General features: G+C 49.1%; 13 protein-coding genes. 1 reads left to right on the top strand and 12 read right to left on the bottom strand.

Annotated features, from left to right (window positions below; genetic code table 11):
• Positions 1-7: 7 nt before the first annotated feature.
• From BCF11_RS12455 to BCF11_RS27580, 5 genes are all read right to left on the bottom strand, one after another.
• Entirely contained in the window at positions 8-1,831 is a 1,824-nt protein-coding gene (locus BCF11_RS12455) for a TnsD family Tn7-like transposition protein (protein ID WP_098495030.1), read from the bottom strand.
• A gap of 11 nt (positions 1,832-1,842) precedes the next feature.
• Complete coding sequence (locus BCF11_RS12450) at positions 1,843-3,264, bottom strand: ATP-binding protein (RefSeq protein ID WP_098495029.1); 1,422 nt, start codon at positions 3,262-3,264, stop codon at positions 1,843-1,845.
• A complete protein-coding gene (locus BCF11_RS12445; protein ID WP_158229191.1) occupies positions 3,264-5,429 on the bottom strand; it encodes a DDE-type integrase/transposase/recombinase in 2,166 nt (721 codons plus the stop codon). The genes BCF11_RS12450 and BCF11_RS12445 overlap by 1 nt, the downstream gene beginning before the upstream one ends.
• Before the next feature lie 7 nt (positions 5,430-5,436).
• A complete protein-coding gene (locus BCF11_RS12440) occupies positions 5,437-6,234 on the bottom strand; it encodes a TnsA endonuclease N-terminal domain-containing protein (RefSeq protein ID WP_098495027.1) in 798 nt (265 codons plus the stop codon).
• 646 nt (positions 6,235-6,880) lie between these two features.
• Positions 6,881-7,657, bottom strand: a complete 777-nt coding sequence (locus BCF11_RS27580; RefSeq protein WP_143751322.1) for a hypothetical protein — start codon at positions 7,655-7,657, stop codon at positions 6,881-6,883.
• A gap of 262 nt (positions 7,658-7,919) precedes the next feature.
• Between BCF11_RS27580 and BCF11_RS12435 the strand changes: the two genes are divergently transcribed.
• Positions 7,920-9,007, top strand: a protein-coding gene (locus BCF11_RS12435; protein WP_098495026.1) for an IS3 family transposase whose coding sequence is annotated in 2 segments (ribosomal slippage) — positions 7,920-8,172 and positions 8,172-9,007 — 1,089 coding nt in all. Because the reading frame shifts where the segments join, the coding sequence is not laid out codon by codon here.
• Positions 9,008-9,252: 245 nt separating this feature from the next.
• Here the strand turns inward: BCF11_RS12435 and BCF11_RS12430 are convergent.
• The 7 genes from BCF11_RS12430 to BCF11_RS27575 all read right to left on the bottom strand — a co-directional run bounded on the left by BCF11_RS12430 (position 9,253) and on the right by BCF11_RS27575 (position 13,617).
• A complete protein-coding gene (locus BCF11_RS12430; protein WP_199110851.1) occupies positions 9,253-9,639 on the bottom strand; it encodes a hypothetical protein in 387 nt (128 codons plus the stop codon).
• A gap of 32 nt (positions 9,640-9,671) precedes the next feature.
• A complete protein-coding gene (locus BCF11_RS12425; RefSeq protein WP_098495025.1) occupies positions 9,672-10,022 on the bottom strand; it encodes a hypothetical protein in 351 nt (116 codons plus the stop codon).
• Positions 10,023-10,093: 71 nt separating this feature from the next.
• Positions 10,094-10,609 carry a DUF2199 domain-containing protein gene (locus BCF11_RS12420; RefSeq protein ID WP_098495024.1) on the bottom strand — a complete coding sequence of 172 codons (516 nt, stop codon included), beginning with the start codon at positions 10,607-10,609 and terminating at the stop codon, positions 10,094-10,096.
• A gap of 671 nt (positions 10,610-11,280) precedes the next feature.
• On the bottom strand, positions 11,281-11,835 hold the full coding sequence (locus BCF11_RS12410) for a DUF2199 domain-containing protein (RefSeq protein ID WP_233212466.1): 555 nt from the start codon (positions 11,833-11,835) through the stop codon (positions 11,281-11,283).
• A gap of 259 nt (positions 11,836-12,094) precedes the next feature.
• Complete coding sequence (locus tag BCF11_RS12405; RefSeq protein ID WP_098495022.1) at positions 12,095-12,814, bottom strand: DUF2711 family protein; 720 nt, start codon at positions 12,812-12,814, stop codon at positions 12,095-12,097.
• A gap of 130 nt (positions 12,815-12,944) precedes the next feature.
• The gene (locus BCF11_RS28630) at positions 12,945-13,247 is read right to left on the bottom strand and encodes a DUF6678 family protein (protein ID WP_369827852.1); all 303 of its coding nucleotides are present in this window, start codon (positions 13,245-13,247) and stop codon (positions 12,945-12,947) included.
• A gap of 106 nt (positions 13,248-13,353) precedes the next feature.
• A complete protein-coding gene (locus BCF11_RS27575) occupies positions 13,354-13,617 on the bottom strand; it encodes a hypothetical protein (RefSeq protein WP_143751321.1) in 264 nt (87 codons plus the stop codon).
• Between the last annotated feature and the right edge of the window lie 971 nt (positions 13,618-14,588).

Genomic DNA, 14,588 nt, shown 5'->3' with positions numbered 1-14,588 from the left:
CTATTCCTTAGATCATTCTTATATCGCCGCCAATTAAGGTTTTCCTCATCCGGATTCCAGATTTTCTATTGACCATCCATTCCGGAGGTTCAGTTATCCCCTCTTGAACCAACCCACGCTGCGCAGATTTCCATCGACGTGCACGGAACGATGCGTCGCTTTCGGCATAATAGTCCAGTGCCTTTTTCACCTGAGGAAATTTTGCATAGTTTCGTCGAATCATCGTTTCATGACTTGTTGATCGAAGCAGAAATGTAGCAGATACCCGCTTCCTTCGGGATCCTCGTTCCACGCCGGCTACATCACGGATCAACGATGCGAAATAGGTGTCGCGAACGGACCAATCCACCCGAGCATTTGTCAGAGCCTTAGGCTTAGAACGGATAGGGCAATGTTCTATCAACCACTTCCGGTCATGACGATAGAGCCACGAATAGACGCTTGGAAGCTGCTGCCGAAGGGATGTAGTGCCGGCTAAGGGATGCGACTTCATTAAATCAAGCCATTCTTCTCTACGTCGTTGTTCAGCACGGCGATCTGGCTGAATGCGTTCGTTATTTGCTGCCAACGCACGATAAACTGTTGAAAGAGATAAGTTCACTTCTTCTGAGATTCCAGCTGCACGGCAGCCATCTCTTGCCAATTTAACTATCTCGTTTTCTTGTTCGCTCATAAGTATTTTTGGCCTAAGTCCGACTGCCAGCTTCAATGCTCTTCGTTTCGTTACGATGCCATTTACCGATCTTCCTGTTTGTCGAGCTACCTCCCGGCAGGATAGTGATTGATCATGAAGCAATCGCTCCAGATCACCGTCATTCCTGGACGCCAGCTTGGGAGACATCGAATAAACCCTTCTAAGTGATTTATCCTCTATGCTACGGTTTTCTGTGGCGGTAAAAAAGCTTCCCAAATCACCGTATAGATATCCTGCCAATAAGATATGGCAAATAGGGTGCATGTTTCGCTTCGGCCTTTGGCAAAGATCTCGCAACCAGCGGAGGGGTTGGCTCGGTGAAGAAAGCAACCGCTCCTGACAATACATTCCAGAAAACCAGTCGTAGTGGTCGCCGACTAATTGCACCAATGCTTCCCAATGGATCTTGTTTCTGGTGCCCAGACCTAATCTGGCTATGCCGGCGTAATATCGCCCGGTTCGCTCTTCATCCGATAGAGGCTCCGCACTGCAATGTAGAGCCTGCTCCGATAACGAGGCAAAACGCTCTGCGCATAAGCCGAAAACAGCGCTGGCATTTTTCGCCTCTCCCGAATGCGATACAAGCAGGGTGTACCTGTTTTCCTGACCGCTCTGCACTACATGAAATTGGAGGCTACAGCCATGCGCGGGACATGTTGAAACGCCCGGCAACTGATGAACTCGAAACCAGGTTTTGCAGCCAAACTCCTCCTCGCATGCGGCATCGCATTTAATGCAGCTTTTAAGCAGTACTGTCGCCCCAAATCCATTTGCCAAGAGACCGACGCCTGCCTTTAAGCCGTTGCCATTAACTGAGCACATGCTATTCAAAAGCAGCCCTCGTCGTTGCTTGGACATAAATCGGCTGAAGTATGGATAAAGCGTCGCCTGGCATGCGACATCCGGGGTCCCAAGGAAGGGCCCCCATTCCTTGGTCTGCCGGCAGAAGTACCTCAACCCACATGGCAAATCTCCACTTAGGGTAGACGTATGTGATCCAAAAAGGGCTTTTAGCGTTGAGCGAGGATTAGGCAGCCCATTTAAAACATGTAAGCGCGAAATCCAAGCATAGAGGAGTTCTCCCGGAATGAAATTCGGGACATAGGGAAATACGCACGCATGTGTACGCCTAGCCATAGCCTGTACAGCTAAAAGGGGATCTCCATCGGCAGCGTCACCTTGGCTTCTTCCTTTTCCTTTTTGGGGATGACGGGCTTGGCTGGTTTTTTCCTTTGGGGCTTCCCCTCTTCAACGGGCTCTTGCTTCTCCAGCTCCGGAAATTCCTCTTCCTTCGCTGTTGGCTGATCCGTCCCACCTTTCCAAGCAATCAAGGATCGTAACGGTTCAGCGCCCGAAAGCAAGTCGTCAAACACAGCAAGCGCTGCAGGATCACCAGAGAGAAGTGCGGCTATGGCTGGCTGAAGACTTGCCATATCGTATCGCGCGACGCGCTCAAAAGCTGCGCGATCAACCGTTTCGCGTCCACCAATCTCGTTTCGTTGAGCCAACATAAATGCCAACGCGGTGAATGCTGGATTTCCTCCGCTCGCTTCAAACCATGCCCGCTTGATATCGCCTGACAATTTCAATGGTTTCGCCACAAACTGATAGTCCCAATATGTCTCGCAGAAGCTATTGAATTCAATATCGCCGTACTTCATTTGAACGAAGTGTGAATCCCCCCCAGATCCAAGCTTCCGAAGATTGCGCACGTTCTGACTAACTACCGTCTCAAGCGCCGGCGTGCCTGCTATAACCAACGTAACTCCAGCGCGTTCAATGATTTCACTAAAGAGGTTCAGAACGAAGACGGCATTCCCGCCTTTCGCGGCTTTGAGATTTTGCAGCTCGTCCACAAAAATTACGCCGATTGATGCCACCGTCGCGACATGTGCCATAAGCAGAGACATCCGTGCAATGCCGCTGACTGATCGTGCCTGCCGATAGAAATTCGTGTTCCCGAGAATACCGTCCACCACATCAAAGAACTGCAGACACAAACTCTTTAGGGTGGCATCATGAGCCATGCGGAGATTCACCCATGGAATCTGGCGGCAAACAAGCGGCTTTCCTTTGTATTCGCGGTGTTCAATGACAATCTGATACGGTAGCGAGAATGCAGTTGCGAAAGTTGTTTTTCCACTCCCACTAATTCCTATCAGCGTCTGTCCCTTAGCGGTGCTTACCCAATTGTTTGGAATGGCGAACTCCCCGTCTCCCGACGCAATCGCCAAACGGCGTTGCATATCCACAGGATTGAGTGGATTTCGAGCGACATATGCCTCCCGAATGTTCAGAGTCAAATTCATGCCGGCACGCTGATATTCCGCAAATGGATATACAAGAGTGCGAATGCGTCCTAGCTCCGCTGCGCGGATGATCTCTCCCTTTTTTAGCTCACTCTTGGTGGGAGTGAGGGGATAGTTTTGCAAGCGCGACAAAATGGCATTCTTGCTTTCCTCCATGGGAGGCAACGCCTCAATGAATGGGTTGCCATCAAAGTCACTTACCCCTGTCGGGCGGTACGTTGCAGGAATACTGATGTATAACGTATCTGTCCTGGCTCTCATTACTTCCTCCTTCTCATTCGCTCAATAGTCTCGCGACGCTCACGCTCCTCAAGCTCTTCTCCTTGCGATCTCGCATCGACTCTAGATGCCCTACCGACCGTTGGCATACCGACTGCGACTTTAGTTGGGCGCCCCAATATGGCATCCTTGACTCTCTCGCTCTCGGCTTCTCTCCGAACTTTCTTATGCTCTGTTGCGGTTGTAGACTCGACCACGCGACTCCCCTTCCCTCCTCGATCTCTGGCCAATCGCAATTGCCCATCGACAAATGAATCATTCCTAGTCTTAGCAATCAAGAGCCTGTGTTTGTCGTGGAGCTGATCCTCTTCCTCTAGAGTGATTTCTTGCAGTTCTTGAAGCCCGGCTTTGTTGACCTTCCACTGTGGCCAGTCCTGGCCTCCCATCGGAACAAAAATCTCCACAGGATATGAGCGGTCAACCTTAATATCGATTGCAGAACGACTAGATGTCGAGTGCCGAGCTTGGCGTTCAGCTGCAGCATTGGCAGGATAGTATTTCCGGTTTCTGAACATGACGGCACCATTGGCAATGGTGGCCTTGTCATTCCCCATCAGAAGTCGCAGATAGTCAGCATCTTCTAATGGCGGACACTCGAGACCAGTAATGTTTTCCAATCCCCAAAGATAGGCATCTCTGGGGGTAGGTCTGACCTGTGTGCGCCGCAATATCGTCTTCGCCTCAAGATGTCGGTGAGAACTATTGTTGTGTTCGTCGACGATATCAATGAGAGTCCAATATAGCTCTCGTAGAGAATAAGCAGCAGCACCTTTGGCAACACGAAATTTGCGTCGACTTTTAGGATCCAAAGGCCGATCCTGGAACCCACCTTTGAGACGCCGATCCGCCATCCTGTCTTTAAGCTTTCGAATGGTTCTCTCGATAATTCCTTTACCGTCTGGGCAAAGAGGCGGAAGAGTTTCAGGTTCGATATGCAGTCCATCGACCGCCGCCTCGAGCATTGCGCGCGAGATCATCTCAGATCCCCGATCCTGAACCATATGAGAACATATCCGGCCCTGAGGCCACCTATCTTCATCTACATTGATGCCGAGATTTCGGAAACGCCGATTACGTGGAGTAAACGCGATCAAGAGTGCGATTCGTATCTCTTCCCATGACGCCGGCCGCAACGTCACGTAAATACTTACGATAAAGCGGCTCCACCGATCTAAGATCAGATAGATCACAGGTGTGCCCAAGACAACATCCGGATTCTCACTATCGACAAGGTGAATGCGGCCGCCGGTTGCATCTATTTCGTAATATTCTCCGGGCCCCACCGCTAAGGTAGCTCCCTTCTGCTGCCTATGACTTTGACCCGCGTTTTCTGCCATCTCCGCCGTAAAGCTCGCGTACTGGCCGGTGTAATCCCGGAACTGCTTAATGGTTACAGGCAGCGGACACTGCTTGTCGAGATACTTCTTGTATAAGTCTGGATTTCTTTTGCTGAAGTGCTGCGCCAAGTACTCGCTATGTGCAACCGTCTTTTTTACTTTCCCCTTTTTCGCCAGGTCCTCATAGCAACTCACCATATCGTCAATGTCATCTCTTGTTACCGAGAATTCATTTCGCCCCAGTATCTCAGCCTCTACAGGCTGGCGCCCTCTTCGCCGACTCGTGATACCTCTTGATATAGTTGAATCAGTGTTAACACCCTCCCACTCTATGGGACGCCCAACTTTCAGCGGCTGCAGCGCTGCCTTTAACCTACCGAAATAGTAGAAACGAAGCAGCATGCGACGTAGCGAGACAGGGCTAATATCGAGCTCAACAGCTCGGCGTTGAATGTGGACCGTGAACATGGAGCGCCCCAACGCGCGCTCATCCTCAAAAATCTCCACCAAAGGCTTGATGGCCTCGTAAGCCCCATCGCATTCTTCGGAGCTCAGCAAAAATTCTGGCGGCAACCGCAAACGCCCAATTTGCCACTCTGACGTCTTTAGCCACCGCAGCAATTTCCCGAGGCTCATTTCATAGGGGCGCTTAGCATACCGCGCCATATCTGGCGTCGACACAGGAATAACGTATATGCACTTAGGAAAAATATGCGTTATCCGCACCATCTCTGATGCAGCTTCCAAGCCCATCCTGATAACCAAGCCTATCTGAACTTTCTCTTGGGCAGGGCTAGGCGTAAAGGTCATATTGTTCTCAGCGTTTTCCATCGAGTGTGACCGGTAGATGCATTGTGAGCTTTGAGTTCAATTTAACAGGGATGAGCCCGGACCACGCGCAATAGCGAAAGTCATTTTGCGCCAGGGAATAACCTCGCTTCATTCGTGAAGCACAAGCCTGAATCAATTCCTTAAGGGGAACATTAGGCTCATAGAGCTTCAGGAACATTTGGCTGAAGTCATTTGCAATGCGCTCATCGGCAGAATAACGATGCGAGAACCAGCCACGCATGAATACCAATGTCGACTGAAGATCGTCAGAAAACCCGGAAACGTCGACAAGCTTCCAGTCGAGAGCATTTCTCTCGCTCCATTGATATTCCACATTAAGCTTCGCACGAGTCTTTTCGTCTGCCGCATCTCCCGGTGTTTTGATACTTCGAGCTTGGTAGACCAGGCGCCCTTCTTTCTGTCTCGTGACCAGAAAGTCGAGGGTAAATGGCTCCGGATAGCGACCGGCAGCAGGGTGCTTAACGCCCAGCTCGGCACAAAGAGACTGCGTCTCACTGAGAGCCAGAATGGGAAACTGCTCTCGTATATCGACAACATCGGGTTGTCGGTCCAAATAGTGGAAATAGATTCTCTCCAGCTTGGAGAGCAAGTGATAGGTACGACCCGTGGTAATCCCCTTCGGATTACCCGAACTACCGTCAGATGGCACATCACGAACCCTCAACCAAGGACGGTAGTTTGAGCCAGTGCCCAGACCAAACCCTCTCTTGAGTCGAGAATGCCAATACGTCGGATATGTAGATAGATCAGTGGACCATTCCATGCTCCATTCTAACACTATTAATTAGGATATTCTCCCAATTAATAGTGACTCAACGAATGTTGATAATGACTAATAAAGTCTGTCACGCGATAATAAAGTCTGTCACGAGGGGCTACAAATCCGTGACAGACCAAAATGATCAAAATTGTCCGTAAATTGGGAGGACAGATATTAGTGGAATGGATAACTGCTATTCCTTACAATTAAAGTCGAAAACAAGACATTAAAGTCGAAAACATCGATACGCGCTTTTTGGCGACGGCCATATCTGTAAGGTGGTGACTGGGTTCAATACGACGTTATGCCGTGAAGAGACACGCGCCATTCATGGCAAAGCATGCTACCTGTCAGCAGTAGCTGGTCAAGCAATACCGGCGAAGGTCTGCGCCAGACTGCTTGCGATCATGGGGCTTCGATGGAACGTCGAACAGCTCTATAAAAATACTTTCTTCCTCTGCATTGGAACGAATAGTGGCTTAGACGAGTAGACAGGTCCGGGCCAGACACTTCTTAACGAACGGCTGGTTTGCATAAACCTGGCAGGCGGCTCACGACCCAAATCGGTCATAGCGTTTTCAAGAAAGCGGACAGTCAATACACCGGTTTAGGTGTATATTTGCGAAGCAGGCGCGCCGCCTACAACAGATTATTGGACGACCTTTCCTACATCAATTAGCGCAAATTCACCGGAAAAAGTGCGTATCAGAATGCGATTCCCTATTGCTGCCGTGGCGATAGGGTGACCCGCCAATGACGCGACTGTCTTGCCGGTCCCGAGATCTACATTGTCAAATGAGGGGCGTTCTTCGGACGAATCCATTGTTGCATAACGCCCTCCTGCGAATAGCTTTACCCAAGCGTGGATACTAGTGAACCCTTCATGTAGGCCTCCACTTTCTTTAGGCTTTGGCAGGTGTTTTCGTATTGTCCAGCGCTCTGTACCGTCAAGGCTAAAGGCGCGGACCAATGCAACATCATCTTCAAAATAGATAAATACGCCATCGCATGACAAGATTACTAGGTCATGCGCATCAGAGTAAAAGATCTTGTCTATATCAGTTTCAGTACTTTGAAAAAACCCATTTCTAAGAAGTGGTTTAACAAATGGCTTTGCTGACCAATTCAAAAGCGATCGAATTTCAACTCCTTTACTAGAGCTGTCCTGCCCCAAAACAACATCACTCGCTGGACCAGCTCGCGGTAGTAAAACTCCTCCCGTATAAACGTTCAGTCTTTTGGGGGTTTCTGACGATGCATTAACAACGCTATATGTACTGCCCATGTTCCTGACGATGTATGCGGACCAATCTTTTGTATGATCAATGACATCGCAATCCCCATCGGGGGTAAAATCTGAAAATCCGGCGCAACGAAGGTCAGATGGAATAATTCCCCGTTTAGCCGCCGCAGAAAATAGAGTCACTTTTCCCAAATTAGTCGTCTTCGATTGCTTTGCTTCCCACGCTCTCGCGGTGCCGTCAGCACATTGCAGAACGAGCGCGAGGCCATTGTCCGCAATGAATGCTCGATTTCCAAACTCCGGATTTCGGGGATCCGGCGCAGAGCAATCAGGAAACGTCTGAACGACTACGGCACCGCGCTGATCGCTAATAGGGTAATCCCCCCACAAAAAAGTATCAGTTAAAAGTAGAATTTTCTTAAATGCGATTTTGAGGAAGTTTTACATGAAGACATCACGCTTTACCGAAAGTCAGATCATCAACATCTTGAAGCAGGCCGAGGCCGGCACGCCAGTGCCGGAGCTTTGCCGTGAGCACGGGATGAGTTCGGCCTCGTTCTACAAGTGGCGTAGCAAATACGGCGGCATGGACGCGTCGATGATGACGCGGATGAAGGAGTTGGAAGACGAGAACCGTCGGCTCAAGAAGATGTACGCCGAAGAGAAGCTGAAGGCCGAGATCATTTCGGAGGCGATGCAAAAAAAGTGGTGAAGCCATCTCACCGACGTGAGATGGCACAGGCGGCAGTCCGAGCGCATGGCATCAGCGTAAGCAGCGCATGCGCGACTTTCGCGATCAGCCAGACCTGTTATCGCTACAAGGCAAAGCTATCGGAAGATAACGAGCGTGTCGCGGACTGGTTAATCCGGTTGACCGCGAACCAACGCAACTGGGGCTTTGGCCTTTGCTTCCTGTATTTGCGCAATGTCAAAGGATTCGGCTGGAACCACAAGCGCGTCTATCGGATATATCGAGAGCTGGAGTTGAATTTGCGAATCAAACCAAAAAAGCGGCTTACCAGGGAAAAGCCCGAACCGTTGTCGGTGCCAACGTCGATCAACGACGTCTGGTCCATGGATTTCATGCACGATCAGCTGTCGGACGGGCGCAGTATCCGCCTGTTCAACGTGATTGATGACTTTAATCGGGAAGGCTTAGGCATCGACGTCGACTTCTCCCTGCCGGCAACTCGCGTCGTTCGGTCGCTTGACCAAATTATCGAATGGCGGGGAAAGCCGACGACGATTCGCTGTGACAACGGACACGAATACATCAGTTCGACACTGGCCACGTGGGCAGAAAAGCGCGGCATCCAGATCAGTTTTATTCAACCAGGACAGCCGCAACAAAATGCTTATATCGAGCGTTACAACAGAACAGTTCGCTATGACTGGCTCGCCCACTATCTGTTTGAATCAATCAGCGAGGTCCAGGAATTTGCCACAAAATGGCTCTGGACCTACAATCACGAACGCCCGAACATGGCACTCGGCGGCATCACCCCGAAGCAGAAATTGGCCCTTACGGCTTAGCTTCTACTTTTAGCTTTGCTCAAAAATGGGGGGATTACCATTGACTTCGGGACCTTGTTACCAACGAAGAGTTTTTTCAGGATGTTCATGCCGCGAGTGCCTCGTTAAGTTCATCGAGCAGTCAGGGTAGTTGCTCGCCAACAATATTCCGATATCGTGCCACGAAATGATTGGCAAAACAATATTAAATTGGAGGCTAGCGCGAAGGACCGGTGTTGGCCGATTTCGGTCCAATACTTACATGCTCATTTTGATGGATCGTAGGCTAGCTTTTGGAGATCCCAATGCATATTGTGGTCATCTACGGATACTGACCAATCACACGTGTTTAATAGCTGACGTAATTCGGAAAGGCATTCACACCAATGCTGAACTCCAATCCATGTTGCATCAGCGCTGTTGTCTGGAAGTTTCGTCGAGCCCGAGAAAACCATGGCTTTTTTAAATAAGCTGGGCCGCTGAGTGTTGGTCAGAAAATGAAAGGATTCCCAATTCAGTCCGACTCCTGTTGCAACTAAATTTTCTATTTTGGCATTGACCGAATACTTGGTAGCTATTTCTTCTATCGCTTTTATTTCCGACAGCGATAGCTCCTTCTTACGCTGTGCACTGTAGTAGATCGAAATCGACATGTTTTTCTTCTAGAAAATTTAAACTATCGGATTTATTGCTCTGACTGCTGCTTCTGGCCAGTTTCGGTGCTTTGGTTGAGAACTCTTGCTCTCTCATAGCAGACACTACAAATCAACGAAATGCCAGCTTTGGCTTCGGTTTCGTCATTCCATTCACCGACAGCATTGAGCATAGCTTCACACTCACTACACCAAGAATCTGGGTGCAACTCACCTGGTCCAACCTCCGCAGACCAAAAGCCACGCGGCTTGCTGTCCTGCAGCGTTTGAAGAATGTGCTGGCAGACATAGGTGGCGGCTTGTTTGCCATGGGTGCAGCACTCTACGTAATGTTGATCGCTCATGGTGCCTTCCACATTGTTATCGATGTCGTTTTTTTTCATAATGAATCGCCATCAGTTTGGCCGACACTTTTGACCGTCCGCAATTGGCCGGCAACTGCCGCCCAACGCAATTACAGGGCAAGCGATTTTGTGTACTCCGCTACCTGGTGTTCCGTCACGCCAAATTGTTGGTCCGCAAATAAGGTCGACTCAGCGTCAGAACTCATGAAATTGGGGCGCGTAGTCGGCCCTGTTAGTTGAATGTGTCCTTTTAATTCGAGTGACCCAACCCTAGTTGGAATTTCGTTGGCTAGTTTGCCTTTAAATGGTGGCTCGTGAAGTTGGCTGTCGCTGTCCCAAAGCTCGTTAATTCTATTAAAGACCTCTTTGGATACCTCTATCCACGCACCGATATTATAGGGGATGGACCGAGCTGCAATTTTTATCGGCAATACGCCTCGCACAAAAAAACGATGCGAATCGTCGTCTTCCCCCCATATTGCGCAGAGGTCTTCGGCCTCTTTACAGGACTGTTCTCTGTCAATCGCCGAAAGTGCTGCAATTGCATCCGGACGCTTGAAGGTGAGTTCGATTTCATCGAGCGAATGCAGTTCGCCACAAACTGAACAGGCTACAAGTTCCGGCATGTAAATCCCTTCGGGTAGCAAATCTCTTAAACGTGGTATATCGAGTGAAACGACCGCTCCTGGCTGTTCGCAGACATTTCCGATTGGCTACTTACAACCTTTTGCGGACGTTCAAAATACTGTTTCATCGAAGTCAGTAAGGGACTATCGGACAACTTCGGAATCATCGACTCTAAAGGAGCTACAGTCATCTGCATCCTCAATTAGAACACTCTGATTATTGGCGAAAATAAAAATAACTTTGCTACCTTTCGGGGTTAGCAGCATTTCATACGACAACAGTCGCTGACCAAGAATTCCGAACATTTCACCAACATTCGTGTGAGGATATGCCCAGGTTTTCTCTGCAACCTCCCATGGTTTTGGCTCTCCATCAAACACTCGCCAAAAAACTAGCTGGAACTCAAAGTAAAGACGGTACCAAATGCCATCAAATCTCAAGTAAGTAACGTTCGCAGATGCCACAGACTCACCGGAACATATGAATTGCTCGCAGATGAGTCCTTCACATATTTTTCCTGCTAGCTTGGGTGGAATACCGTTAATTTCTAGGGTAGGTTCAGCGGGATGTATCATTGTGCGATGAAATTTCCAGAGAATTGAATATTAATATTGGCGTTTCTGCTGTTATAACGTAATGCCGCCTCTGAATCACTGGCTAGCCTACGCCGCTATTTCCCCATCGGATGCATCATCACAGAATAAAGTTCAGCAACCCGTTCCACCGTGATTCCGTTCCGCTGCTCCACTGCAAGTGGGTGGTCAGTTGGCTCAAGTTCAATATACGGACGGATACCATCGTCTCGTAAATGAACCATCGTTTTGAGATTCATTGTGTCTGGATAGGGCTTCAGCCACGCGTCAAGCCAGCCAAAGAATGGTCCAACCTGGGAGCGCTTATCCTGCTCAAAATATTTGAGCCATTCAATAAAATTGGCGTCACTAAGTGAGACCCACACGCCCCAACTGAACGGTTCTGCTTCTCCCTTGACTGGGATTTCAATGCATCCACGAACGAATACGTGCTGTTTATCTATAACACAATCGTCGCTACCCAAATCGCACCGGGTCGCACGCTCGCCTTCAGGAATTTCGTAGTAACTAAGTGGAGCATGGGCGCCAAAGCTCGGCATACCCTCGTGCATTTCGCCGCATGAATTGCATTTGAATTTAAATGGCATCTTGAACGACGAAGTGGGTAAGTTTGCAATTATTAATCCTGCCATGGAAAATTTGGCAAAGCAACTTTAATTCAAGCTCGCATTCGGAGGACGGTTTGTGACCGATAGCGGTGCTTAGAGGTGTGGTCGCGTAAAATCTAGTTGGCATCCGACGATGGTGAGGTGTCGGGGGTCTAGGTTTCTCTCGGACAGACCGTCGGAAATGACCGGCAGCACACGCCCCTAAGGAGACCGTCGTCGCTCCACAACGCGGACGTTCAACGATTGACACGGTAGCCCGTAAAGCCTCCAAAGCGGAATTACTCTATGCAACATCCATTTTTGGCGGCTGTACGCTCCAATAGACTTCGGTATCGGATTCGCAAAAAAAACCTTCTAGGTTAACACGCTGAACTAGGCGAGCCAGAACTTCGTACGAACCACACAAAAAGGAGAAGTGGCTATCCCAATGAGTTGTCCAAAGCAGCGATTTGTCTGTGGTAAAAACGTTGCAGTGACCCGCTGTGGCGTTCAAGTCTTTTGTTTTTAGGTCATCAATCCAATACAATTTTCTTTCAGTCCCCATTTCATCGCCTACCCAAACCCATTGATGCCCCAAATCTTGGAAGCATTGAAGAATCAAATCATGCAATAAGTCGGAGAAATGCCCTTCGTCTGGCTGCACGATGCTGTGCGAATCATAAAGAACGCTTAGGCATTCAGCGTATTCCACGTTTGCCAGCTTCTCGTTCAAGCCACCAATTTGGGTACGTAGACCGACATCGATTGCCGCTAAAGACTGCAGACCAGTGATGGACATGATGTTAGACCAACGGACAGCGTCGCAGGCAATTGAAATGGATGTTCTATCGGGATAAGTCTCAGGTTTAAAAAGCTCTTTGGATATAGAAACCGGTCGAATAAATGGATGCAGCAGAACAAACACGGAATCAAACAAGCCCTTGTAATAGTTAAGGATGTTGCCTTCCATTGGACAAGTGGCGAAATGGTCTGCCTCCGGTAGAATCCGTTTTATCACTGCCATGTACCTTTTCTTAAAAGAATATTCTTGTCAGCGACCGGCTGATGCTTATTTCCAATTGTTTGAGTCCACCTTCTCGCTACGTCTTAGTGGCCAATTTCATCGGCCACTCGTGGCCGAATGCCGTCACGGACTATAGATATCCGACATGCGTGCCAAGGGGTACGTAGCCGAAGATTTTAAATCCTGTCCCTGTCGTGACGCCAGGCACATGAACTGAGCGGAGCACCCGCAGAACAGCCTCACGCTGGGCCGCGGACGTTACGGAAATCTCAACCCACTCATCCTCTTCATGGCGTCCATAGAAGTGGTGGAACCACTCCCCATCCCACGCACTGAGGTATCCGCTGTGCAAATTGCGCACGCGAAACTGCGGTGACAGCGCGCCGAGCCCGCACATACGGAGTCGGAGTTCCTCCCACTTCGTGTTGTTCATGACAGGAGACATATAGGGCGCCTAGTTGATGGCGGACACGAACGTCCGCAGTTGGCCGGTTTTGTCCCGCCACTGAGTTTGGAATCTATTCTTGTAAAAGCACGATTCAGCTAATTCTTGCACCCTTGGTCCGGAAAATTTTTCCGGCGAATGAGTACAGAAAAATAACCCAAATTAGAGCGATGAAAATTGGCACCCAAAAAAATAGAAATTCCAGTTGTTCCTCTGCTTCCCAAGCCTCAGATGAAAGCACCGGACGCGCGGTAATATAAATTGCAGTAACAATCAATTTCGGACAATGTGCAAGCCACCAACTACCGTGAATGCTCCATAGGTACGCGAGTCCCCATGAAACAGAAAACACGAACATGCTTTTTCCGAAAAACTTCAGATGACGATTCATAGATGAACTATTGGTCCACAAGGCCATAGAAGATTATTCATCGCATGCTGCCATGAAAAAGTTGACATGGCAACATTAAATTGGTGGTGTGTGTCTATGACCGATTATTGCCGTTCACGGCTCCTTAACACGAACGCTAAATGACCGAATCGAGCGGCCCGTTTAAGGGCCCCAGTAAGCGAAGCGAAAGATGACGCCCTTTGGAATGTCAAATGAAATCGCTCCACCACATTCTATCGAGTGGTGCCCAGGTTGCACTTGCCCAAGCTGGCCAGTCTTATATGGCCAGACAAAACCGTCCACTTTGAGTGGCCCGCAATGACCACCATTATCATCAACTACAGCCAAGTATGTCTTGCCGTCAGATGACTTCATAACCGTCCCTCTTAACGGGTGGTCGTTACAACCGCAGAGCACTGATGTGAGGACCAGCATTGCGGCTAACCATTTCCAAGCTGCTGTGCGACTACTCATTGTGTTCACTTTTTGATGACGGCATTCGACGTATATAGCAATGGGTGAATTGCCACGACAGCATTGAATTCAAATGAGACTGAAGGACTCCAATTGGCCGGACTCGGTCATTCGCGAAAGAGCGAATTCGACCCACTGCGGGCGGTCAAGGATTGCACTGACATGTAGTTGGTCCCCCACCTTTGGATGATTGAGTTCGCGTAAAAATCGAAACTAGCTGACCAGACTGGTTTTTCGTCGCACAATATTTTTTACACGATTGTTCTGGCGTGGGAATATCGAACAAATAAAGAAAATATGAAAGCGCAAGGGTCAACACTATTGGCACGCTAAATCCGATTGCAACAATCGCCGGTACGGGAATCGCGTATTTGTTTTTCATGTCATTCTTCGTATTTTTTTACCGGCCTGATTGCAGGCATCATATTGAATTTAATGGGTACGTGAGTGCCCTGTCGCCTGAC

This window comes from Collimonas sp. PA-H2 (assembly GCF_002564105.1).
In the GTDB taxonomy this organism is placed as follows: domain Bacteria; phylum Pseudomonadota; class Gammaproteobacteria; order Burkholderiales; family Burkholderiaceae_D; genus Collimonas.
The sequence above is the reverse complement of the archived record's forward strand: the minus strand, read 5'-3'. Positions and strand labels throughout refer to the sequence as shown.